Below are 21,017 nucleotides of genomic sequence, written 5' to 3' on the forward strand. Positions count from 1 at the left end.
AAGCGAAAACTTTTAAAATTCGATGTGGGAACTGCTTGAGGGTTATGATATTCAATTTTTCAGATTCAAGAACAACATTAAAGTTTTACGCTCATCTTCTCCATAATATTTTGACAATCAGACATGTTTTTGCTTTTCTTCAATAATTTCTATTAACTGAAGCACTATCTCGTTTTGATGCCTTACGAGTTCCGCTTTTAGAATATCTTTCAGTTCCGGATTGCATTTCAGGAAAACCAGAACACCTGTCAATGTATGGAACCACGATTCATAGACTTCTATATATTCCTTTGGACTGAAAACTATTATTTGGGATTCCAATAAAGGTTGATAGAAGTTATATTCATCAAATTTTGATTCGGATACAGTCATTTGAACACCCACTCATCAATACATTAAACATCATACTCATTTAAAAAATTATCCATGATAATGAAGCCATCATGCGGGTAATTCATGAATAAAGTATAGATGAATCTTTTTTTGTTGAACAAAAGAAATATTCTTATAAAATCAAAGGAAAAAATTTCGGAAGCAACTTATTCCCGTGCCGCCCGTATCCCTTCTTTCAATTCCCTCGCCAGCGCCTCAAGCCTCCCGGATGCATCTTTTCCGCTCGCGATAATATCCACGAACGCAGAGCCTACGATAACCCCATCCGCCCCGGCCCGGATTAACTCGGAAGCCTGCCTGCCATTTGAGATCCCAAATCCTACTGCTTTGGGCGTTTTGGTCTTCACTCTCTTGATCAATTCTTTTGTAGCACTGGCTATATCGCTCCGTGCCCCCGTAACGCCCAGGCGCGCCACAAGATACAGGAAACCCGTGCCCTGCGCCAGGATTCTCTTCATCCTTGATTCCGTAGTCGTGGGAGCAACAAGGAAGATCAGGTCGATGTCGCACTGCCTGCAAAAAGCCGCAAGCTCCCCCGATTCCTCTACCGGCAGGTCGGGGACTATGATCCCCGAAATACCCGAGGCTCCGCAGTCTTTTACGAATTTTTCAAGACCTCTTTTGAATATGAGATTGTAATAGGTCATCACCACAAGAGGGATATGGACCTTAAGAGACCCGACTGTCCTGAAATAAATATCTGGGTTCATCCCGCCGTTCAGCGCGCGCTCGATCCCAGCCTGGATGGTAGGACCGTCCGCTACCGGGTCTGAGAATGGAAGCCCCAGTTCTATGATATCAGCGCCGCCTCTCACAAGTGCGGTCACGTACTCTTTTGTGGCAACAGGTGTGGGGTCGCCGGCACAGATATAGGCTATGAGAGCCCCTTCCTTTCTTGCTTCCAGTTCCCTGAATTTTTCACTTATCTTCATTATTTCACGCCCATCACCGTTTCAAGGTCCTTGTCGCCCCTTCCCGAAATGTTAATTACCACAATATCTCCCAGCTCTCCCGAAGCCGCCGCCTTCTTGACATAAGCCACTGCGTGCGAGGACTCAAGCGCCGGAATAATGCCCTCAAGCCTGCACAGGTCATGAAAGGCGTCCAGCGCTTCGCTGTCCATTGAATTCCTGGGCTTTATCCTGCCGATATCTGCAAGGTAGGCAAGTTCCGGCCCTACGCCCGCATAATCAAGGCCAGCGGCTATCGAGCTCGATTCAAGTATCTGTCCATACTTGTTCTGAAGCACTTTTGTATGAGCGCCGTGAAGCACGCCTTCCTCGCCGGCGCAAAGGGTCGCTGAATGCAATGCTTCCTTATCCGTAGTTTTCATGCCGCTGCCGCCTGCCTCCACGGCGAAAAGGTCTACGTCATCGTCTATAAAAGGATGGAAAATTCCCATCGCGTTGCTCCCCCCGCCTGTGCAGGCCACTATGGAATCCGGGAACCTTCCTTCCTTTTCCATTATCTGCGTTCGCGTCTCTTTTCCTATGACGCTCTGGAAATCCCTCACCATCGTCGGATAAGGGTGCGGCCCGACCACGGAGCCTATCATGTAATGCGTTGTCTCCACATTGGCAACCCAGTCGCGCATGGCTTCGTTGATCGCATCTTTCAGCGTTTGCGAGCCGCTTCTTACATGTATGACCTTCGTGCCCATCAGTTCCATCCTGTAAACGTTCATACGCTGCCGTACCGTGTCCTTGGCGCCCATGTAAACCTCGGTGGCGATGCCAAAAGCCGCGCCAGCCATTGCGCATGCGGTACCATGCTGCCCGGCGCCGGTTTCGGCGATTATCCGTTTCTTACCCATGTATCTTGTAAGGAGCGCCTGCCCGAGCGTATTGTTCAATTTATGGGCGCCTCCGTGAACCAGGTCTTCGCGCTTCAAATATATCTTGACACCATATTCGCTGCTCATTCTTTTTGCGTGATATAAAGGCGAAGGGCGTCCTGCAAAATCCCTGAGATAATAATCCAGCTCCTCTTTGAAAACAGGGTCGTCTTTGTATCTTTCATACTGTTCCGTGAGCTCTTCAAGGGCCGGCATCAATACTTCAGGCACGAACTGCCCTCCGTACTTACCGAATTTGGTAGATTTAAGTTCCTGTTTCATATATATCCTATCTTTTCAAAGCATGTACTAACTCGTATGTTTTATCGTAAATATTTCCCTGCATAATAGATGTTCCGACCAGGATCGCATCTGCCCCCGCGTTTATCATACGGACGGCATCCTCTGGCGCTGAGATCCCGCTTTCGCTGATGATTATTCTATCGCTGATAAGCGGTGCCAGAGCTTCAGTGGTGGTGATGTCAACTTTCAGTGTATCGAGGTCCCGATTGTTGATACCAATGATATTTGTATCTGTAGAAAGGGCGCTATCAAGCTCCTTTTTGTTATGTACCTCTACAAGCGGCTCAAGGCCGCAGGATATGGAATCCTCCACAAAATCGTTAAGTCTCTCTCCGAGAATACCCGCTATCAGGAGTATCAGATCGCTCTCCGATTCATATATCTGCCTTTTATCTATAATGAAATCCTTTCGCAGAACGGGAAGCTTTACAGCTTCACGGACAGCTTTCAGGTTTTCCAGGCTGCCTTTGAAAAATTGAGGTTCCGTAAGCACTGATATTGCCGCAGCCCCTGCTTTTTCCATCTGTACAGCGATATCTGCTGCATCCGCAGGTGTCACTGCCCTTATGAACCGTGTCGGTGAGGAGGGCTTGACCTCCGTTATCACTGGAACAAGGTTATTCTTTTTTCTGATTTTTAAAATGTCCTGGAAACTTCGAGTTTTCTCATTCCTTTTTTTATCAGTTCCGTCTGGCGGGATTCTCTTTGCAGTATATGCCAATATCTCGTTAATTTTTGGATGCATAACTTTCGTGGATTGTACAATTTAGTACATTGATGTACAATTATGTTCATCTTATTTAAGGATTATGGATAATTCCTTTCCATTATTTTTTTATCACATATCCCTCCATGCATATAGAATATTACACCGCTCAGGGGCAAGAATGATGCAACTCATGGAGCAATTCTGCATCTTTGAGGTTCTGAATCCATACCGTAGCACGATACTGTAAACGTGCCTACTACAGTCATTGTGCAGGATTCTCCGCACTTGTCAACACTAGGTTCGCCGTAGTAATAACCCGCCAATTCTATCGACAGCAAAAGACATCATCTCAAGAATTCAAGCTCATTTCTTAACTCGTCTATAATCCTATCAAAGTCCGGGATTTCGTTCATCAGCCTTGTCAATCCGGTTTACCAGAAATCCCTTGCTTCGTTAAGCTTTGTTTTCTCAAAAAAATAATTCATACCCCGGCTCAACGTTTTTATCCGTGCACTTCTTTATGAAGATCTCCTTTATTTTCTTTTTATCAAACGCTTCATTTTTCATTAGCATCCAGACATCGAAATAATCCCTGCTTTTGCCTCTCTGAATTATCGAACGCAGCTTTTCCGCAAATATTTCGTCCAGCGAGTAAACAAGAATATCGAATTTCCCAATATCTGCGTAATCGTCATCTATTTCTTTTCTCAGGGGCTCTAAAGTGAGAATTTCATTCAGGCTTATATCCACGCGGACGCTGTTCTTGCCAAGAGGGCCGGTGAACTGCACCGTTCCTATATTGTGCCCCGGGGTCGAATGAAATTCTGCAAGATGAAATTCCATTCCGCTCTTTTCATTAAGCGCTTCAAAACAATCCACCAGCATCGATTTTATTCTTGAATCCTGAATTCCCTCAATAACGGTAAAATCCAGGTCCTCAGAGAGCCTCCACGTTTTCGGGAAATATATTTTGCTCAAAGCAGTTCCGCCCTTGAATACAAGAACATCTTTCAAATCAGAAAAATATATGCCGTAAAGCAGCCAGCTCAAAGCATAGTCTTTTTCTATTACACCTGCCGGAAACTTTTTTTCCCGTGCTATTTTCCGTATCTTTTCTGCGGCTATCAGAATTCATCACCGATTTTTCGATTTACCAGCAATCTCCATTTTTCATTGTATTTTCCCGTTCTCGTCTTTACAGAAGGATCCAGAACCGAATATCCTTTTGAAATATTTTTTAGCATTCTTTTCCTTAATCCTTCACCCAAATCCAGTTTCAAGATTTCAGATAAATACCCCAGCCTTTTAAGGATTGTTGCATTGCCCATCTTGATCGCATAATCAACTATTTTTTTATAAGACAAATCTATGCTTCTTAAGGCTTTTGTCGCTTCGGTTATATCGCCGCAGTACTCCGGACGGTCAAGGCAATCCGCAATTGTTTTTTCCCTGTCTGAAATATTAACGCTTTTCCCGGCGATGCTTGACGTGGTAAACCCAAAGAATTTATTCTTCGATAGAGTCACAAAGATATACTTCACGCCCAGAATCTCTTTATTGCTCTTTCTTTTTGTGGTTGCAATAAAAACCGAAAATGGAATTTGCTCTGTCATGTGATGATAATTCAGGGCGCTCCAATACGAGACATAATAAGGCTCGACCAGCTTTGAGCCGATTATAAACTCATGTTCTGTATATTTCGGCTTAACGCCCGCAGACAGGGGTATGATGAGATATTTACCTGCTTCTATCTTCTCAATCCATCGTTTCGCTTTAAGGTTGCTTATTATTTTACGGGATGCTGCATAAGATTTATTAAGAACTTTTGACACATCATTCACAGTAAATATTTCCGTTTCCTCTTCGGATAAGTTTGAAAGTAAATAGGACTCTGTTTTTGAAAGGCTCTTTCTATTATTGTTTGTAAGAATAGTGTCTGATTTAGGCATATATATTACAATGAATGTAGGTATTTATAAAGATGATTCTATTTAAACGCTCAGGGCCAGGAGTATCTATGCGCTTCCTCTCCAGCAGACTTCGCTTGAAGAGCATGCCACCTGTTTTTTCATGCAGGACTGCGCCAGAGGGTTTGAGCTTGCACAGTAAACGCCAATATTATGTTATTACTTATACATATTGAATTACTTTTAATATTCAAAGGATCGCCCTTACTGTATCTATGAGCTTACTTTCGATTTTTACGAACTGATGTTTTTGTCGCTGGTGTTAAAAAGTGATCGTGACAATTCGTTTTGGTAGTTATCGCCCAGCCACACCGACACCGGGCGCACCGTCCCCGGAGGGATTCGGCAGAGCTGAACCTTTGGCGGCGCGCCGGGTGGAGGGCGCCCCGCTCCCCGTCTTGGATCATATACAATAATTGACCGTCAATATGGGGGGATGGATTTATATTGGAAAGACTTAAGAATATATAAGAGTGAATCATGCAGAAAGCCTTGGAGAAAAATGAATATCAGTGACAACATAGGAAATTATTTGGAAGGTCGTTCACCCGATAAGAGATATTCATCTTTTGATTACTGCTATAATTATTTCCGTGAATTCTATGAGCAGGGAAATATTGAGGCTATCGCCAGCTCTACTAATGTTCAGTTAAGTTGCCTGCAAATTGGCTTTTATCTTTCCAGTTGGGGAATGCTGAGAGGTTCGTCATTTCTATTAAAGAAAAGTGTTAGGCATTATGAAAAACTGATATCTGTTATCGCCAAAATGCCAAAAAGTTATTGGGAGATTGACCTTGATACTTACTCGGGCGAGAGAATTTCATTGTTGCTTGGAATATATGAACAGATTTCTGGTTGTCTCGGCGAAGATGATGAATATGCATCTACCACATTAGTTACAAAGATAATGCTTGGAGTATTCGGCAATGTCCCAGCCTTAGATGATAATTTTTGCAAAGGATTTGGTTTCAGTAAATATTTTAGTGTTTCATTATTGCAAAAAATTTCAGGTTTCTATCAGACTAACAAAGAAGAATTTGATAAACATAGAATTAAGACAATTGATTTTAGCACGGGCAAGGAGACCGCTCGTTTCTATACAAAAGCAAAATTGATTGATATGGTAGGCTTTATTGAGGGGCTTAAGAAGTCTTCAAAATCTCAGGTACTTTCATAATTCGTAAGAGATAAAAATCTATATGTAAAGACTTATAGGGTTTTTGGTTTTATCTTTTGCGGCGAAATCGAGTTTTCCTGAGAACTCAATATTTCTGAATCCAGAGCTCTTTAACATGGCCAATATCTCTTCGATGCTGTATCCCCATACATCAAAATGCTGGGCGAAACCATATTCGAGGAAAGTCCCGTCCATGCTTATCCCGCCTGTTTTTGCATCTATTTTTCTTTCCCAGATTATTTGAATGTCCTTTTTTCCGGGAAGCATTCTTCTACGAAATGGTTTCTCATTGATGAGAACATCAAACAGAAAAATTCCATTTTCATCCATGCAGCCCTGGATTTTTTTCAGGACGTTCAAAATATTATTTTTTCTGATATGTGAAAGGACGTTCCCAATACTGTAGACCAGGTCAAATTTCCCAAGATGCGAAAAATCATCGATCTCTACATCAAAAACCTCAAACTCAGCCTTCCCTGGCATATTCCCGGCTCTTTTTTTCGCACGTTCTATTGCCGACGATTCCATATCAAGACCGGTTACAGAAAAGCCATTTCTGGAGAACTCAATGGCATGCAGCCCCCCGCTGCATCCTATATCAAGGACCCGCGATTTCCCTGCTCTGTACCATGAAAGTATCTGCTCTACTTCAGTGATATGTTCGCCATGGGGATAATGTGAGTTTTCGTATATTTCCAACCCTTCGTCCCTGTAGAGTCCCGTCAAGGCCATCATACCCTGCTGAAAGATTCCGCAATTTCAGTCTCAGAAAAGAATATTTTTTTAGTTCTCTTGAATTCCCTTGCCCGTTTCATCGCGCCGGCGTAAGCATACATCCAGTTCTCATTAATATAGATCGAGCCATCCCTTATACTCTGCATGCTCAGGCTCCCGCCGCCGAACTCCTTGAGCAGCTGGATTGATGCTACCACCGCCGCCTGGTATTCTTCGATATCCTTTGATTCCGTTGCTATATCATGGAGCAGCATCTTGAACATGCTCTTGAATTTATTCGAAGGCATGAATTGATTTCCTTCGACTTTTGTAAGCACGTTTATTTCAACCAGGTCGGATGTCAGTTTGTTGATTATATCTTCGGTCCATTTCTCCATCGGGTTATCGGTATCATTATATGCGGTCATCACCCCGGTCGTCAGCTCTTCAATTTCCTTTTTATCTTCAAATCTCTTGAGAGCATATTCCGATGACTTTAATTCAGGTGTCGTGAATATATAATATCTCAGAAGGTTCCTGAGCTTATCGCCGTTCTCCCCTTCCACGATTCTCAAATTTTTGAGTATGCTGTACTCTATATCGCTCAGGTCTGTGCAAACTTTCTGCATTTTCATCCCTGTTTTTTCATCGCTTCCTCGCCCAGTTTCAGTTTTGTCGCAAGCTCAGCAACCCTCTTACCAAGAGCTCTTGCGAGAGCTGAGGCTCCCGGTGTGAAAGGTAGGTCCGCCATCGAACCTGTTACTGCAGAGGCTCCATACGGTGATCCGCCTGCGGTTGTTGTGAACAAATGGTCTTCAGAATACGGGATCCCGGCAATGATCATTCCGTGATGGAGCATGGGGATGAACATGGTCAGAAGTGTTGTCTCCTGTCCCCCGTGGATCGATGTGCTGGATGTAAAAGCTGCACCGATTTTTCCTACAAGGCCTCCTTTTACCCATACGCCAGCCGTCTTATCTATGAAATCCTTGAGAGAAGAACTCATATTGCCATAGCGCGTGGGACTCCCGAAAATAACGGCATCGGCATCGAAAAGATCATTGGCCTTTGCTTCGGGGATGCTCTTCAGGTTCTCCCGTATCTTCTTCCAGCGCTCGTCTTTCTGGATTATTTCTTCAGGGGCAAGTTCTGCTGTCCTTCGCAGAATAACCTCGCATCCTTTAACAGATCGGGCGCCCTCAGCTATCAATTCTGCGAGTTTTAAGGTATTACCGTAGCGGGTATAGAAAATTATGTAGACTTTTATCATTTTATTCCCCTGATGGCTAACCGGTTATATTATAGTTAATCTCTATACTTAAATAATACAATGCATAAAAAGGCGATCGTGGATAATAATAACAGAAGTCAGTTCATCAGGCAAAAAACATATTTCGCAGTTCTCAAGCTTCTAGATACCATCTCTTTCGAAAAAAAATACCCTGATGCGCTCCTCGGAGACCTTTTCAAGAGAGAAGAATTTTCATCATCTGAAAAAGCTGCTATCGTTGGACTTACCTATGGGATACTGAGGCATCGGGCAAGGATCGATTTTATCATTGAAAATGCATCCAGAGCCATGATCCTGGGGCTTGACCAAAATATTCTCAATATGCTCAGGATATGTACATACCAGGCCGTGTTTGCACAAACCTCCGCGATTGCGATATTGAATAATGCAATAGCGTTATCGGTGAGCCAGAAAAAATTTTCCGGGTTTGTAAAGAGAACAGTTGAGGGGGTGTTAAGGAATAAAGACGAGATAATCTTTCCTGATATGGGGAAAAATCCAGTTGAACATATATCCATATACCATTCACATCCATCATGGATAGTGGAAAAATGGCTTTCGGAATTCCGGGAGCCAAATCAGGTGGATGCTCTTTGTCTTGCCAATAATCTTGAACCTCCTTTGACGATCAGGGTAAATCCGCTCAAGACAGATAGGAATACTCTTCAAAGCTTGCTGGAATCCGAAGGTTATTATTCAACGCCAACAGTTTTTTCTCCTTTTGGTCTCTTTGTTGATAAAAAGGAGGATATTTTCAAGACAGAAGCGTTCAGGAGCGGGCTTTTTGAGGTCCAGGACGAGGGAAGCCAGCTTATCACGCTGCTTACGGGCTCAAAGCCGGGAGAATGCGTGATCGATGCATGTGCCGGTAACGGAGGAAAATCACTCTTCCTTTCAGGATTGATGAAAGCTAAAGGGAATATCATAGCTCTGGATACCAGCAAGCCAAAACTGGCAAATCTGAGAAGAAGGGCGAGCAGGGCTGGGGCTTCAAACATAAAGACATCCGATATTGATGAAATTCATCTGTATAATGGCGCTGCTGACTGTGTTCTTATAGATGCCCCGTGCTCGGGTATGGGTGTGTTCCGTAGAAACCCAGATTCAAAATGGAATTTGACCCGTGAGGATATTGGAGAGCTTGCTGTGAAGCAGAAAGAGATCATCCGGAATTACAGCAGGCTCGTTAAAACAAGAGGAAGGCTGGTTTATGCAACCTGCACGATAAGCCGGGAAGAGAATGAAGAGATTATTATGGCATTTCTTGAAAAGAACAAAGATTTTCATCTTATCCCTGCATCCGAAGTTAATCCGGATATTTTTAGCACATTTACTACAGAAAGAGGATTTTTCAGATCGTTGCCTCAGGTTCATAACACAGATGGGTTTTTCGCAGCTTTGATGAGGCGAGCCGGGAATAGTTAAATGCTGCCACACTCAAACATTTAAACCATAAAATAAAATATAGGATAACACGCAGGATATATGTTCGTCCCAGGAAAAATGTTATTGATCCCTGTAGCCATAATAATGTTATCCGGGACTGCGCATGCTGACATTTCCTATACTCTAAATTTGATACCGAACTCCTCCCCCGTTTACACCGGCGAGACCATTAATATTTCTTTTTTGCTCACGAATTATAATTTTTTTTATTCTGGCATGTGTGCCATCGGTTTAGATTCAGAACCATGGTCGTCAGAATATGTGATAAGTGCAGGCTCTACTTTGAATCCATCTTTGCCTGTCAAGGCACCTCCATGGGGAAGTGGAGCCGGAAATGTTCGGCATATAGTCAATTCTTATTGTTATGATTTGAGCGATCAAGTAAAAGTTTACAGGAATGTTTCTTTCAATCTCAACTACACCGAAAACCCGGGATACATAGCCAGCATTGTAAATAGTGCGATATATGGAGCCCAGTCCGCCATAAATAATGCCCAGAGTGCCTTAGACGGGGCAAAAGATCTGGGTGCAGATGCCAAGCTCGCTGAAAGTAAGCAGCTTGGTGCTAAAAATCTTATCGGCAAGGCCGGAATCAAGAAATCTGATTCAGATTCGTATTTTAGCTCCGGAAGGTATGAAAAGGGAGTTGCTGCGGCAAATGAATCCAGATCTTTTGCAGAAATGGCAAAAATCAATGCAGACAACGCTTATTATCTTGCAATCCAGGCTGAACTGGAGTACAACAACACCGAAGAAGGCCAGACCAAATCGATGTTATCCATGGCGCAGTCGACTTATTTCAATGCCATTTCCATATTGAACAGTACAAATGACGCAGCTAAGCAGCTTTCTGGCATCGGCGTTGAAACAGGTGTATTTATCCAGGATATGGAAAAAATTTCCCTTACTCTTAATGATTCAAAACCGGAGTTAGAAAAGGCAAGAACAAGTTATGAAAATAGGGAGTTTAATGATAGCAGGGCTCTATCCGGATCAATACAGGCTATGGCTGAAAAGAATCTTGCCCTTTTGAACGAAATTGACAAGGGAATGGCATCATCTGCCATTGATAAAGTTAATAACAAATATACATCAGTCAGCAAGAGCTATGATATCGCTGCCGGAGAACTGGAAGATTCAAGATTAAAGTTAGATGAGGATATTTTTAATGCGAAAAAGGAAAAATTGGACAATGCAAAGAAAAGTCTGGATATTGCCCTCAATCTGATTTCTCAGGCAAGATATTATTCTGACAATAGGAGATATTCCGATGTGGTCACTCCTTTAAAAGCAGCATCTGAAGAGCTTGGAAAAGCCGAACATGAGTTAAAATCAAATTCCCAGGCACCTTCATTCAAAGCCATACCCGCTTTAGCGGGCATTTCAGTTATGTATCTGGCTGCAAAAAAAACCCATAAAAAATTCAAATCGGGGAAAGTTAGATTTTAAGCTAACCCGTTACTTTCAGCTCTTCCAGCATTTTTCTCAAGGTCGTTGCTGTTTTTCCTTCCGCATCACTGATAATCTGCTTTGAGGGAGGTGCTTCAAGATAATTCGCTATCCTCTGTGAGATCCGTTCCTGGTAAGTTGACACAAGCTCGTTCTGATAAAACACTCCCATCGGGATCCTGTCTCCCCATTCCTGCGCCTTTGTCATTGCGGCAATTGTTTTTGCAACCGTCTCATCCTGTTTGTGCACCACGCCGTCATAGCCTGTTTCCTCAAGCTTGTACAGCCTTGGAACAGGTTTTCCGGTCGCAGGGTCCTTGCGGTCTTCCCCCCCATACCATTCTTTGGTGTTTATGTTATTGTAAGTTGGACAGGGCTGCTGGATGACAACCAGAGCCATCCCGCGATGAGAGATAGCTTTTTTTATGGTTTCCTTGAGGTGGGAAACGTCATACGCATACCCTCTGGCTATGAAGGTGTAACCTGATGCAAGAGCAAGAGCAATGGGATTAATGCCCTCGTTTATATTGGGTCTCGGAAGCGCTTTGGTCTGCACACCCAGCTTGAGCGTGGGCGAAGCCTGCCCTTTCGTCAGGCCGTAGACGCCGTTATCATGGATGAGGTAGGTCATATCCACGTTCCTCCTGCCTGTATTGACAAAATGCCCTGCGCCGATCCCAAGCCCGTCGCCGTCACCCCCCACGGCTATCACTTCAAGTTCAGGGGCCGCAAGTTTTGCTCCTATGGCAAAGGGCAGCTCCCTTCCATGCAGCGTATGGACACCATAAGCGTTGATCCAGTGTGGAAGCTTTCCGTGGCATCCAATTCCTGAGAATATGGCCACCCTCGATGGTTCCAACTGCATATCGGCCAGCGTCATCTGCACGGCTGTGAGTATCCCGAAATTCCCGCATCCCGGGCACCAATCATTGAAAAGAGGGGTTTTATAATCTGCCATCTTAAGCGCCATAATTCAACACCTGCCTTGCCGGCGCTTTATCGTTAAGGATAAGGAGAAGCGAATCATAGACCTCATCTGAAGTCATGGGTCTTCCGTTCCATTTCAGCACAAAATAATCCATCGATATGCCTGTCTTTTCTTTGATCACTCCTGCCATCTGGGCTGAATAATTACCTTCCACCATGATTTTCTTCCGGGCTTTTCCCAGTACCCCTGCAATGTAATCTTTTGGCAGAGGATTTGGAATCCGAACCTGCAGGAAGTTCAATTTGTGTCCCTCGCTCCGAAGTCTTTCCATTGCTTCCAGGATCGCTCCCTTTGGTGACCCCCAGCTGACGATGGTTGCGGGTGCATCTTCGTCGCCGAAGAAATTAACCCTCTCCTGAACGGGAATTTCCCTGTCCGCCAGCTCAAGTTTTTTCATGCGTTTCTCAAGCATTCGTGTCCTGGCCATGGGATTTTCAGTGATGTGACCTGATTCATTATGCTCGTCACCCGTGTTCCAGAATACTGCGCCCGGAGTCCCAAGCGGCAGCCTCGGTGAAATACCGGATTCCGTGAACTTAAAGCGCTTGTACTCCTTGCCCCTGACATCCGCTTCCGAGAGCAACTCACCGCGCTCTATTTTTATGAGACCCGGGTCTAATGTCCTGCAGCTTTTACTGCTGTTGGCAATGGCTTTGTCCGTTAGATGAATCACAGGTGTCTGGTAACGTTCCGCATAGTTGAAGGCTCGCGCGGCATCATAGAAGCATTCTTCAATGTCGCCCGAGCACAGGATGATCCTGGGGAATTCACCGTGCGATGCGTGAATGGCGAACCTGAGGTCATCCTGTCCGTGCCTTGTCGGAAGTCCGGTGGAAGGGCCGCCGCGCTGATAATAACTGATAACGGTTGGGACTTCATTGAGACCTGCCCAGCCCAGGCCTTCCGCCATTAATGAGAATCCTGGACCTGAAGTGCTCGTCGCGGCCCTTGCGCCCGTAAGGGCAGCGCCTGAAGCCATATTAATCGCTGCTATCTCATCTTCCGTCTGGATAACGAGGATGGAACCCTGCGTGATGGCTGATCGCTCTAACTCGAATACCTGGTTCTCTTCCAGATATTCACTCTCATCACCAGCAGGTGTGATAGGATAATAGCTCTGGAACCGACAGCCTCCTGCCAGCTTTCCCAGGGCCACGGCCTGTGTGCCCTGCAGGAATATTCGCTTTTCATCTGTTTTAACAGCGTCAAGTTTGACCCCGAAATCTTTGAAATGCTCCACCGCATAATCATATGCAATATTGAAGGCAAGAATATTCGATTTGATAAGTTGGGCCTTCCTGCCAAATATCTTTTCGATAGCCATCCCAACATATTTTTTATCATAATTAACGAGGCCGAAGGATGCTCCTACTGCCAGAATGTTTGTCATTATCACAAGCTTGCTGAGTTTATCTTCACCAATCTCTTTTCCTATCTGTTTCAGAAGCTCAAGGAATGGCATTGGGTAAATCTTTATGTTGTTCTTCTTGGCTTCAGCAAGCAGGTCTCCAACAGTCTGGGGCTTAATCCCTTTCTCATCAACGACTTTCTGGAATTCTTCCCGAAAAGATGCAGAGAGTGTCGGGATTTCGGATATTTGTTTTCCCGCCGCTTCTGCGTCGCAGATAATCCCCCCGCCAGGGACTACGTCCCAAATATGCCTCACAACGCTGTCAGCATCAAAGGCGCAGAGAAGATCAGCATGACCTGCAATGGCTTTTAATTCTTTCGTGGAGACTCGAATGTGAAAGTAGCTGTGCATTCCTTTGATGTTGGAATGATATTCCCTCTGTCCGAAGACATTCAGCCCTCCGTAGCAGCAGGCCCGTGCAAAAATGTTGGCGCTTGAGTCCACCCCGCTCCCCTGCGGTCCGCCTGCCATCCATATAAACTCATCAGTAACCATGTTCAATTATCCCTATCCAGTTAATTTCAGGATCTATCCGCCTGTAACAGCATCATATCCGATGCAGCAGGTGCAGAGGGCTGATTCGCCGCAGTAAGGACAAACGCACTCGCAGTCATCGATGGGATTTTCACAATTTTCACATATAATCTCTATCAAACTAATATTCCTCCCATTGATTTTTTATTGGTTCGAATGGTTAAGTAGTTTGCGGATGATGGCACGCCCCCTTGCCTTCAAGAATTCGTAATAATTCCTGTTATAGTTCCAGTCGGCTTCTTGAACAGTTCAATATCCTGCACCACCACAGCGCTCAATGCTGTCGAGACCGTCGTAATATTCGTATAATACGTCGGCTCGAAAGACGCCGTAATATTGTATGTGCCCGAAGTGACTGCAAACGAGTAGAATCCTAATGCATTCGTCGTCGTTGAGTTGCTGATGTTGGTGGATACCTTTACTCCCGGGATGCCCGTTTTGTTCACACTGTCCGTTACTGTACCGTTGATGAACCGTACCAGTGGAAGTATTGTGGTCGCTGTATGCGTCACCATGGTGGCATTGATATTCCCGCTCGCATCCACCGTTCTTGTACCGATGGTATATGTTGCTGGAACTAAACCCGTGGCGTTGTAATACTTTACTCCTTTTAAGACATCGTCCTTATAGATGCCATCCAGATAAACTATCACTTTGACGAAATCTGGATTTGATGGATCGGTCCAGGTCCAGTTGATGTACGTGGAAGCATAGGTTGTGTTTCTTAAGTTCGTGATGCTGTCAGGTGCAGTGTCATCTGGTAATGGTGCGGTTGTTGCGTTTTGGTACACCCAGGTTTGATTGATATTTCCTGCAACGTCAACTGTTCTTGTACTTATCTCGTACAACGTATTCGGAGTCAAACCAGTTGCATTGTAGTACTGATCACCTCTTGTAACATTTTTCTGGAATGCTCCGTTGAGGTAAATCATCACTTTTGAGAAATCAGAGTCTTGTGGATCTATCCATGTCCAATTGATATAGCTTGAAGCATAGCTTATATTTTTAAGATCGATAACAGATGCCGGTTCTATTGTTGGAGGTAATGGATTTACGGTTATAGACACACTTCCATAAGCAATATTATTGAACTCATCGATCTCCTGAATGGTATTGTTGGAATCTGCATTGAGCACTATCTTTGTACTTTCTGTAGCTTCTATAACTGCTGATATTGGTAGATGTTCATTCGCATCAAGGAGATCGACATTCCATCTATACAATACAGATGCGTTATCTAATGAACTATTTGCGTCCGTATAATTAATAAGTGCCACAGAAATATTCGTTGCTCTTGCAAAGCCGATATTTCTTAGAGTGGCATTTACAGTAGCAGTCTTGTTCTGAGAATCATAAATCATAAGTGGGCTGCTGATCATAAGATCAGGCAACGCTTTTATTAGATATGCAGCATCGTTGTTCATCTTACCTATTTCTTCGATTTTGTTTTCAGGGTCGAGTATGGCGTATATCAAATGCGATCCATTAGTTAAATTCAGACTCAACGATACATTCGTTCCACCTGTCGGAACATCATGCACTCCGGTGTAAACAAGAGTTCCATTAGGTGGATAATCTTCATAGACCTCAAAGTAAACATTAGATGCACTCACTCCGCCGATGTTTTGCATTCTTATATCCAAGCGGTATCTGTCCGCCTCATTTGAAATGAGCGAGAAATCTTCTGGAGTTATTCTCAGATCTGGAAGAACGCTTATGTTTCTATAAGCCATATTATTTGTTTTACTTATTTCCGAAATTTTATTCAATGGATCAAGGACGACATAAGTAGACGTATTTATTTTGGAAATGTTGTATATGATTGACACATTATATTCTCCACCCGGAATAATGGAATCTGCAATAATATCTCCACCTGTCTGAATTCCGGTATCAGGAGTTCCGTCAAATACCTGAATTGTGAATTTTCCTGAATTCAATACTCCAATATTGCGAACCGTGAAATTAATCGGGATTGTATCCCCAATTTTGAAATTTTTCGTGACATTAATATCTTCAGAAACTATTGATAAATCCGGCTTTATTTCAAGAACAGAGTAATACACATCATCAAATGTACTATCGAGATTCAGACCCGTGTTATTGTCAAAAACTATAGAGCTGTTGTGTTTGAGCCATACAAATATCGATTTGTTCGCAGTGGTATCCATAGACAGTTTCCAGTTGATCAAGGAATCGTTTGTAAGTCTTCTTTCAGGACTCCATAGAAGGTCGAATGAATCTCTGACCGTGTACTTAATATCACCGTCGCCATTGTTGTATCCTCTCCATGCGGCTATGAGATCTCCTTTTTCATCTGATGAAATTGATACATCAGATATTGAAAAGTCCTGATCACTGATATTTATCGGAGCTGTCCATATACCATTTTTGAACTCAGAGAACAACACGGAATCTTTTGAGACATTGATTTCCGTGTATTCTGTTTGATTGGATGTTTGATTGAAATAAGATACATTTATCGGTATTTCCTGCGACTGCACCCATGCAACAGCCGGGACTGTACCATTAAATGCGGGATACGGTTTACTATCTTTGAATTGATTCTCAGTCAGAGGCGCAGGAATGCTCCATATGCCATCCCAGAACGAATAGTATATCTCTTTATCTTCATCTGTGCTTGAGTTCCCATCCATATCACGTGTCCAAACTGCTATAGCGGTTCCATCCGATCTCTGCGCAAGCCTTGGTTCAAAATCCTGCAGGTTATCCGAAGTTAACGCAGCAGGCTGGCTCCAGGCTGTTCCGTTCCAGATAGAATAATGGATATCCAGATCATTCTTTGTATCCACATTGCTATCGCTGTCATGCATCCAGACAACAGTCACATTTTTACCGTCTGAAGAAATGGATGGCATACCATCAGCTTCCGTATCATTTGTTATCTTGTCTGGAACAGTCCATGATGTGCCGTTCCAGAATGAATAATATATTTCAAGAGTCGATGTCCAGTTATCAAAAGTATCATTTATGTCCAGCTTTCCCTTGTCTCCCGTCCATATAGAAACAGCGCTATCATCGTAATATACTGCCTTCGGATTGAGTACAGATGTGTTATCGCTATGGATGGACTCAGGGTCGCTCCAGTTAGCACCATTCCAGAAAGAGTAATATATCGACATCTTTGGCGGCATTACAGATATGTCTGTGCCATGCACCCATACAGCTAAAGCGCTACCGTTCTTATTTGCTGCGATCGCTGGGAAATCATCAGGATAATCATCGTACATTATGGCGTTATCAGGTTTTGATATCGCTAACGCTGAAACTGTTGATAAAGGCATTTTTGCTGTTGAACGCATCATATCCCATTTCCAGCTAGCCTGCTTTAAAGTCGATAAGGAAGAAATACTCGATTTTAGGCCTGATTTACATCCATCGGGATAAGTATAAGGTCCTATCTTCCCTTCCCATGTATTCCCAAACCAGCTCCATCCTGCTCTGGCTTTTGCACCAGCTTCGCCACTTAAGCAAAGATTTACATCATTTTTTGCAGGTTCAGTATAGATGATAATTACATTAAGATCTCCAATAACATATATTTCGACATAGAGAGGAATTAACTCTCCCCCTTCATCACCAAGTTTGAATTTGCCACCTCCTGATACGCCTATTTGGATCATTCTGTTTGACAAACTCATTGTATTATTTGAAAATTCGTATACACTTTCAATGCTACCATGAGGTCCTACCACTATAACCACTCCCTGATTGCCTGCTACTGGTATGTTCAACGAATAAGGCGTTGGAATTTCTGCTTCAAAACTGAGATTCAAGAATGCCCTGAGTTGATCAAGTGTTAGAGTTTCTGTCTTAATAATGACCTCCCCTGAACCTCCAACCTCAATTTCACCGTTAAGCATGTATCTTGACCTTTTCATACATAATCCTGGATAGGTACTACAATAAGAATATTTTCCTGAAGCAAACTGCGTCGTCATATCTTTGATAAGATCTTTTACAACACCTGCTTCTGAGGGTTTCCATTTACTTTTTACGCCTGAAAATTCCATATCCATATCAAGCAAAGCTGAAATTTCTCCATACCCATCTGTGCTCCACACCCCCGCAACAGTCACTTGAGGAGGATTGATTGTATGTTCATAACCACCAAAAATAGGAATATTGTTTGGCGTAGTTGAACTCCAGCCATCCCCTAATACATTTGAAGAGTCGAAGTTGCCTGAGAAAGAATATAATAGTTTTCCATTATCAGACTGCACTTCAATAAAAGGATTTAACAGCCATGGAATTTTTACTGTTTTTATCTGTAATGTTTTAGCATCCGACTTATGCCCTTCTTTATCATAAGCCGTCACGCTGAGAATCTCCCTGTTTGATAAGCTGCCTGCATTTATTTGAGTGCTCCATCCATCAGCACCTTTTGAGGCCACATAATCCTTGCCACCGACAGTAAATACTACGTTATTAATATCGCTAATTCCATCAGGATCACTTACGTCTCCTGTTATGTTCAGGTTTGCATCTACCCCTTCGAGGAAATAACCCCACGCTTCCGGTTTGATCCCACTTGCAACCGGTGCATTCATGCTTGTTGAAATCATAATATTTACCGAGCTGGTTCCAACATTTCCCGTATTGTCTTTTACTGATAAGGTGATTCTGTGTTCTCCAACCGACAGGTCGTTCGCACTGATAGTTTCACTCCTTCCAATCTGGCCATCGATGTTCGATGTCCACACATAGCTGTAAGGCGCTGTTCCTCCCTGTACACTGGCAGCGAAAGCGATAGGGTCACCAAGGGTAAAATAAGAGTTTGGAGCTGGTGTGATTATAGTTGTGGTGGGTATAGGTCCAGGCGTCGGTGTTGGGGTTGGTGACGGAGTTGGAGGGGAGGGGGAATAAGGCGCCATCTGCGGATACCATAGAGAATCAACATCTTCAGTGAATATCCTCGGTCTGACAGCATTTAAGGAATTATCAAGCTCAGCTGGAGCAACTATTAAATTATGTCTAAGTAAAGAATCAATATCTTCAGTGAATATCCTCGGTCTGACAGCATTTAAGGAATTATCAAGCCCACTTGGAGCAACTATTAATTTTTTTCCAAGTAGAGAATCAACATCCTCTGTGAATATCCTGGGCTGAATACCATCGAGTGAACTAGTAAGCCCGACCGGCCCCGCGTTCAGGCTGAAATCGAATGCCGATGCATTCTCCACATATATTGCGGCTGATGCGCCGCCTATAAAAGCAGGCAGCAGTAATATAAGCAATAGCCCCCGATACTTGATTCCCATGGCAAGAACCTGCTTACGGTCGTTTGTATATCAGGACGATTGCCATGTTTGAAGAACCTTCATCGCCCCAAGCATGCAACCATAAATAATAATACGAAAGATAACCCTCATGGAGTAAACCCGTTGTTAGTCCATTAATTGTGCCAAAATATCTTTCATCGCGACTATGCCCACCTTCCGAGCTGCTGTTATGATTAAACGAACCATCTGTTCCATTAAGTACATATCCATCCAACTTGAATACACTATTTGGTTTACCGTCGGAACCATTTGTATTACTACCATACGAATAGTACTCCCATGAAGCATTATATAATGTGAATTCACTTGGTATTCTAAATCTGAAGCTATCCACACCATCAATTGCTCTACTCTCAGCTATCAATGTTAAGCCATTAGCATCAGGATACTGGAAGTCATAATACTTCGTGTTTGATTTGATAGTGGGATAAGCCACACCTATCGCACCCGACACTTTAGAGATCGCCTCTTCAAGTCGCGTATTGTTCAATAAGCTCAGGTCTGGATTATTTCTGTCAAACTGCCCCCACGGCATTATCAGGGCTCTGGGTTGCTCTTTAGAATAGTACGCCATTACCCACCCATCAGAGCTCGTGTATACGTGCGGAAGTTCGTAATCGGTTGCATTCGGAACTGCAACAATTCCAATTACATATGTGCTTGTTCTATCCTCGATTATCTTGTATACTCCAGCTGCCTGATCCAGATTGATGCTAGTACCCACATTTACGTAGGCTGATATGCCTGCTTCACTGGTCGCAAAGGCTGCTGATGCAATTCCTGATAATAATAAAACTGCACACACAAACGTGATTAACGCTGCGAATATTTTTATTCTCATATTTTTTAATCCTCCTATCTAATCTTTAATAAACGGCGGTTTTTCAAGCGGGATTGAAATAGTGTTTTTAGCGGCGCTGGTCGTGTTCTGGTTATTGTTCGCCATTGAGATATTGCTGCTGCCATTTTCCTTTTCAGGTCTGGTTTTATCCATAGTTGGTTGAAAAGAAAAAAACAGCGTTAAGCCAAGCAGTACAAGGACCGACAATATAATGATTATGCGTTTATATTTCATATTTTCCGCCTGCTCGCGCCGCTTCGCCCGTTAGCAGTAATGCCAGCATCGTTATTCCGGCCGCGATTCTGAGGGCACGCCCTCTGTGAATGTAAATTGATGACAATTTCTACCACCCATCCTTTGGTATAACGGATGCTCTGGAGCCATTGCAGAGCAATAACACTTCTTTGAGTGTTCGTGCTATCTGACTACATAAAACTTGTGAAATTATTAATATATAATATCCTTTAAATAAGTTAATTACTCCCCGAACTCTGGATGGTCTTTAAGATCCCAAAGCCCCTACTTCGCCCTCACTATCAGCACAGGCCCATCCTTCCCGGTAATAATCACCTTTGTCTTGGCCTCGATACTCTCCTCTGACTTTGCCATCCAGTACTCTCCTTGGTACCGTACGTATCCGGTAGCCCCGGGCGTCAT

19 protein-coding genes are annotated in these 21,017 nt (G+C 43.5%); 3 read left to right on the plus strand and 16 right to left on the minus strand.

Going from position 1 to position 21,017, the window contains the following annotated elements; translation table 11 throughout:
• Positions 1 to 117: 117 nt before the first annotated feature.
• The 6 genes from O8C65_07025 to O8C65_07050 form a co-directional block, all read right to left on the minus strand.
• Complete coding sequence (locus tag O8C65_07025) at positions 118 to 372, minus strand: hypothetical protein (GenBank protein ID MCZ7356669.1); 255 nt, start codon at positions 370 to 372, stop codon at positions 118 to 120.
• Positions 373 to 539: 167 nt separating this feature from the next.
• Positions 540 to 1,325 carry a tryptophan synthase subunit alpha gene (gene trpA / locus O8C65_07030; protein ID MCZ7356670.1) on the minus strand — a complete coding sequence of 262 codons (786 nt, stop codon included), beginning with the start codon at positions 1,323 to 1,325 and terminating at the stop codon, positions 540 to 542.
• Positions 1,325 to 2,509 carry a tryptophan synthase subunit beta gene (gene trpB, locus O8C65_07035; protein MCZ7356671.1) on the minus strand — a complete coding sequence of 395 codons (1,185 nt, stop codon included), beginning with the start codon at positions 2,507 to 2,509 and terminating at the stop codon, positions 1,325 to 1,327. Before trpB ends, trpA begins: the two co-directional genes overlap by 1 nt.
• Before the next feature lie 7 nt (positions 2,510 to 2,516).
• A complete protein-coding gene (locus tag O8C65_07040) occupies positions 2,517 to 3,275 on the minus strand; it encodes an indole-3-glycerol-phosphate synthase (protein ID MCZ7356672.1) in 759 nt (252 codons plus the stop codon).
• Between the two features lie 432 nt (positions 3,276 to 3,707).
• Positions 3,708 to 4,289, minus strand: a complete 582-nt coding sequence (locus O8C65_07045; GenBank protein MCZ7356673.1) for a nucleotidyl transferase AbiEii/AbiGii toxin family protein — start codon at positions 4,287 to 4,289, stop codon at positions 3,708 to 3,710.
• 74 nt (positions 4,290 to 4,363) lie between these two features.
• On the minus strand, positions 4,364 to 5,188 hold the full coding sequence (locus O8C65_07050) for a hypothetical protein (GenBank protein ID MCZ7356674.1): 825 nt from the start codon (positions 5,186 to 5,188) through the stop codon (positions 4,364 to 4,366).
• Positions 5,189 to 5,708: 520 nt separating this feature from the next.
• Here O8C65_07050 and O8C65_07055 point away from each other — a divergent pair.
• Entirely contained in the window at positions 5,709 to 6,383 is a 675-nt protein-coding gene (locus O8C65_07055; GenBank protein ID MCZ7356675.1) for a hypothetical protein, read from the plus strand.
• An 18-nt stretch (positions 6,384 to 6,401) separates the two neighbouring features.
• Here O8C65_07055 and O8C65_07060 read toward each other — a convergent pair whose 3' ends face one another.
• From O8C65_07060 to wrbA, 3 genes are read right to left on the minus strand one after another with little or no spacing between them, the layout of a single operon-like run.
• Positions 6,402 to 7,118, minus strand: a complete 717-nt coding sequence (locus O8C65_07060) for a methyltransferase domain-containing protein (GenBank protein ID MCZ7356676.1) — start codon at positions 7,116 to 7,118, stop codon at positions 6,402 to 6,404.
• A complete protein-coding gene (locus tag O8C65_07065; protein ID MCZ7356677.1) occupies positions 7,115 to 7,726 on the minus strand; it encodes a hypothetical protein in 612 nt (203 codons plus the stop codon). The genes O8C65_07060 and O8C65_07065 overlap by 4 nt, the downstream gene beginning before the upstream one ends.
• Positions 7,727 to 7,728: 2 nt before the next feature.
• The gene (gene wrbA / locus O8C65_07070) at positions 7,729 to 8,367 is read right to left on the minus strand and encodes an NAD(P)H:quinone oxidoreductase (protein MCZ7356678.1); all 639 of its coding nucleotides are present in this window, start codon (positions 8,365 to 8,367) and stop codon (positions 7,729 to 7,731) included.
• Between the two features lie 60 nt (positions 8,368 to 8,427).
• On the opposite strand from wrbA, the gene rsmB reads away from it, so the two are divergent.
• Positions 8,428 to 9,813, plus strand: a complete 1,386-nt coding sequence (rsmB, locus tag O8C65_07075; protein MCZ7356679.1) for a 16S rRNA (cytosine(967)-C(5))-methyltransferase RsmB — start codon at positions 8,428 to 8,430, stop codon at positions 9,811 to 9,813.
• 60 nt (positions 9,814 to 9,873) lie between these two features.
• Positions 9,874 to 11,283, plus strand: a complete 1,410-nt coding sequence (locus O8C65_07080; protein ID MCZ7356680.1) for a hypothetical protein — start codon at positions 9,874 to 9,876, stop codon at positions 11,281 to 11,283.
• A 1-nt stretch (position 11,284) separates the two neighbouring features.
• Here the strand turns inward: O8C65_07080 and O8C65_07085 are convergent, their stop codons facing one another.
• The 7 genes from O8C65_07085 to O8C65_07115 form a co-directional block, all read right to left on the minus strand.
• A complete protein-coding gene (locus O8C65_07085; protein ID MCZ7356681.1) occupies positions 11,285 to 12,253 on the minus strand; it encodes a 2-oxoacid:ferredoxin oxidoreductase subunit beta in 969 nt (322 codons plus the stop codon).
• Positions 12,243 to 14,177: a 2-oxoacid:ferredoxin oxidoreductase subunit alpha gene (locus O8C65_07090; GenBank protein MCZ7356682.1), complete on the minus strand. Its 1,935-nt coding sequence runs from the start codon at positions 14,175 to 14,177 to the stop codon at positions 12,243 to 12,245. Before O8C65_07090 ends, O8C65_07085 begins: the two co-directional genes overlap by 11 nt.
• 33 nt (positions 14,178 to 14,210) lie before the next feature.
• Entirely contained in the window at positions 14,211 to 14,336 is a 126-nt protein-coding gene (locus O8C65_07095; GenBank protein ID MCZ7356683.1) for a hypothetical protein, read from the minus strand.
• A 77-nt stretch (positions 14,337 to 14,413) separates the two neighbouring features.
• A complete protein-coding gene (locus O8C65_07100) occupies positions 14,414 to 19,498 on the minus strand; it encodes a hypothetical protein (protein ID MCZ7356684.1) in 5,085 nt (1,694 codons plus the stop codon).
• A gap of 13 nt (positions 19,499 to 19,511) precedes the next feature.
• Entirely contained in the window at positions 19,512 to 20,360 is an 849-nt protein-coding gene (locus O8C65_07105) for a hypothetical protein (GenBank protein ID MCZ7356685.1), read from the minus strand.
• A gap of 18 nt (positions 20,361 to 20,378) precedes the next feature.
• A complete protein-coding gene (locus tag O8C65_07110; GenBank protein ID MCZ7356686.1) occupies positions 20,379 to 20,594 on the minus strand; it encodes a hypothetical protein in 216 nt (71 codons plus the stop codon).
• Positions 20,595 to 20,879: 285 nt separating this feature from the next.
• The gene (locus O8C65_07115; protein MCZ7356687.1) at positions 20,880 to 21,017 is read right to left on the minus strand and encodes an NfeD family protein; all 138 of its coding nucleotides are present in this window, start codon (positions 21,015 to 21,017) and stop codon (positions 20,880 to 20,882) included.

It is taken from the genome of Candidatus Methanoperedens sp., assembly GCA_027460535.1.
GTDB lineage: Archaea > Halobacteriota > Methanosarcinia > Methanosarcinales > Methanoperedenaceae > Methanoperedens.

Coding starts and splice junctions, on each gene's coding strand:
- O8C65_07025 (MCZ7356669.1), bottom strand. CDS start 372: ATGACTGTATCCGAATCAAAATTTGATGAATATAACTTCTATCAACCT.
- trpA (MCZ7356670.1), bottom strand. CDS start 1,325: ATGAAGATAAGTGAAAAATTCAGGGAACTGGAAGCAAGAAAGGAAGGG.
- trpB (MCZ7356671.1), bottom strand. CDS start 2,509: ATGAAACAGGAACTTAAATCTACCAAATTCGGTAAGTACGGAGGGCAG.
- O8C65_07040 (MCZ7356672.1), bottom strand. CDS start 3,275: ATGCATCCAAAAATTAACGAGATATTGGCATATACTGCAAAGAGAATC.
- O8C65_07050 (MCZ7356674.1), bottom strand. CDS start 5,188: ATGCCTAAATCAGACACTATTCTTACAAACAATAATAGAAAGAGCCTT.
- O8C65_07055 (MCZ7356675.1), top strand. CDS start 5,709: ATGAATATCAGTGACAACATAGGAAATTATTTGGAAGGTCGTTCACCC.
- O8C65_07060 (MCZ7356676.1), bottom strand. CDS start 7,118: ATGATGGCCTTGACGGGACTCTACAGGGACGAAGGGTTGGAAATATAC.
- O8C65_07065 (MCZ7356677.1), bottom strand. CDS start 7,726: ATGCAGAAAGTTTGCACAGACCTGAGCGATATAGAGTACAGCATACTC.
- wrbA (MCZ7356678.1), bottom strand. CDS start 8,367: ATGATAAAAGTCTACATAATTTTCTATACCCGCTACGGTAATACCTTA.
- rsmB (MCZ7356679.1), top strand. CDS start 8,428: ATGCATAAAAAGGCGATCGTGGATAATAATAACAGAAGTCAGTTCATC.
- O8C65_07080 (MCZ7356680.1), top strand. CDS start 9,874: ATGTTCGTCCCAGGAAAAATGTTATTGATCCCTGTAGCCATAATAATG.
- O8C65_07085 (MCZ7356681.1), bottom strand. CDS start 12,253: ATGGCGCTTAAGATGGCAGATTATAAAACCCCTCTTTTCAATGATTGG.
- O8C65_07090 (MCZ7356682.1), bottom strand. CDS start 14,177: ATGGTTACTGATGAGTTTATATGGATGGCAGGCGGACCGCAGGGGAGC.
- O8C65_07100 (MCZ7356684.1), bottom strand. CDS start 19,498: ATGGGAATCAAGTATCGGGGGCTATTGCTTATATTACTGCTGCCTGCT.
- O8C65_07105 (MCZ7356685.1), bottom strand. CDS start 20,360: ATGAGAATAAAAATATTCGCAGCGTTAATCACGTTTGTGTGTGCAGTT.
- O8C65_07110 (MCZ7356686.1), bottom strand. CDS start 20,594: ATGAAATATAAACGCATAATCATTATATTGTCGGTCCTTGTACTGCTT.
- O8C65_07115 (MCZ7356687.1), bottom strand. CDS start 21,017: ATGACGCCCGGGGCTACCGGATACGTACGGTACCAAGGAGAGTACTGG.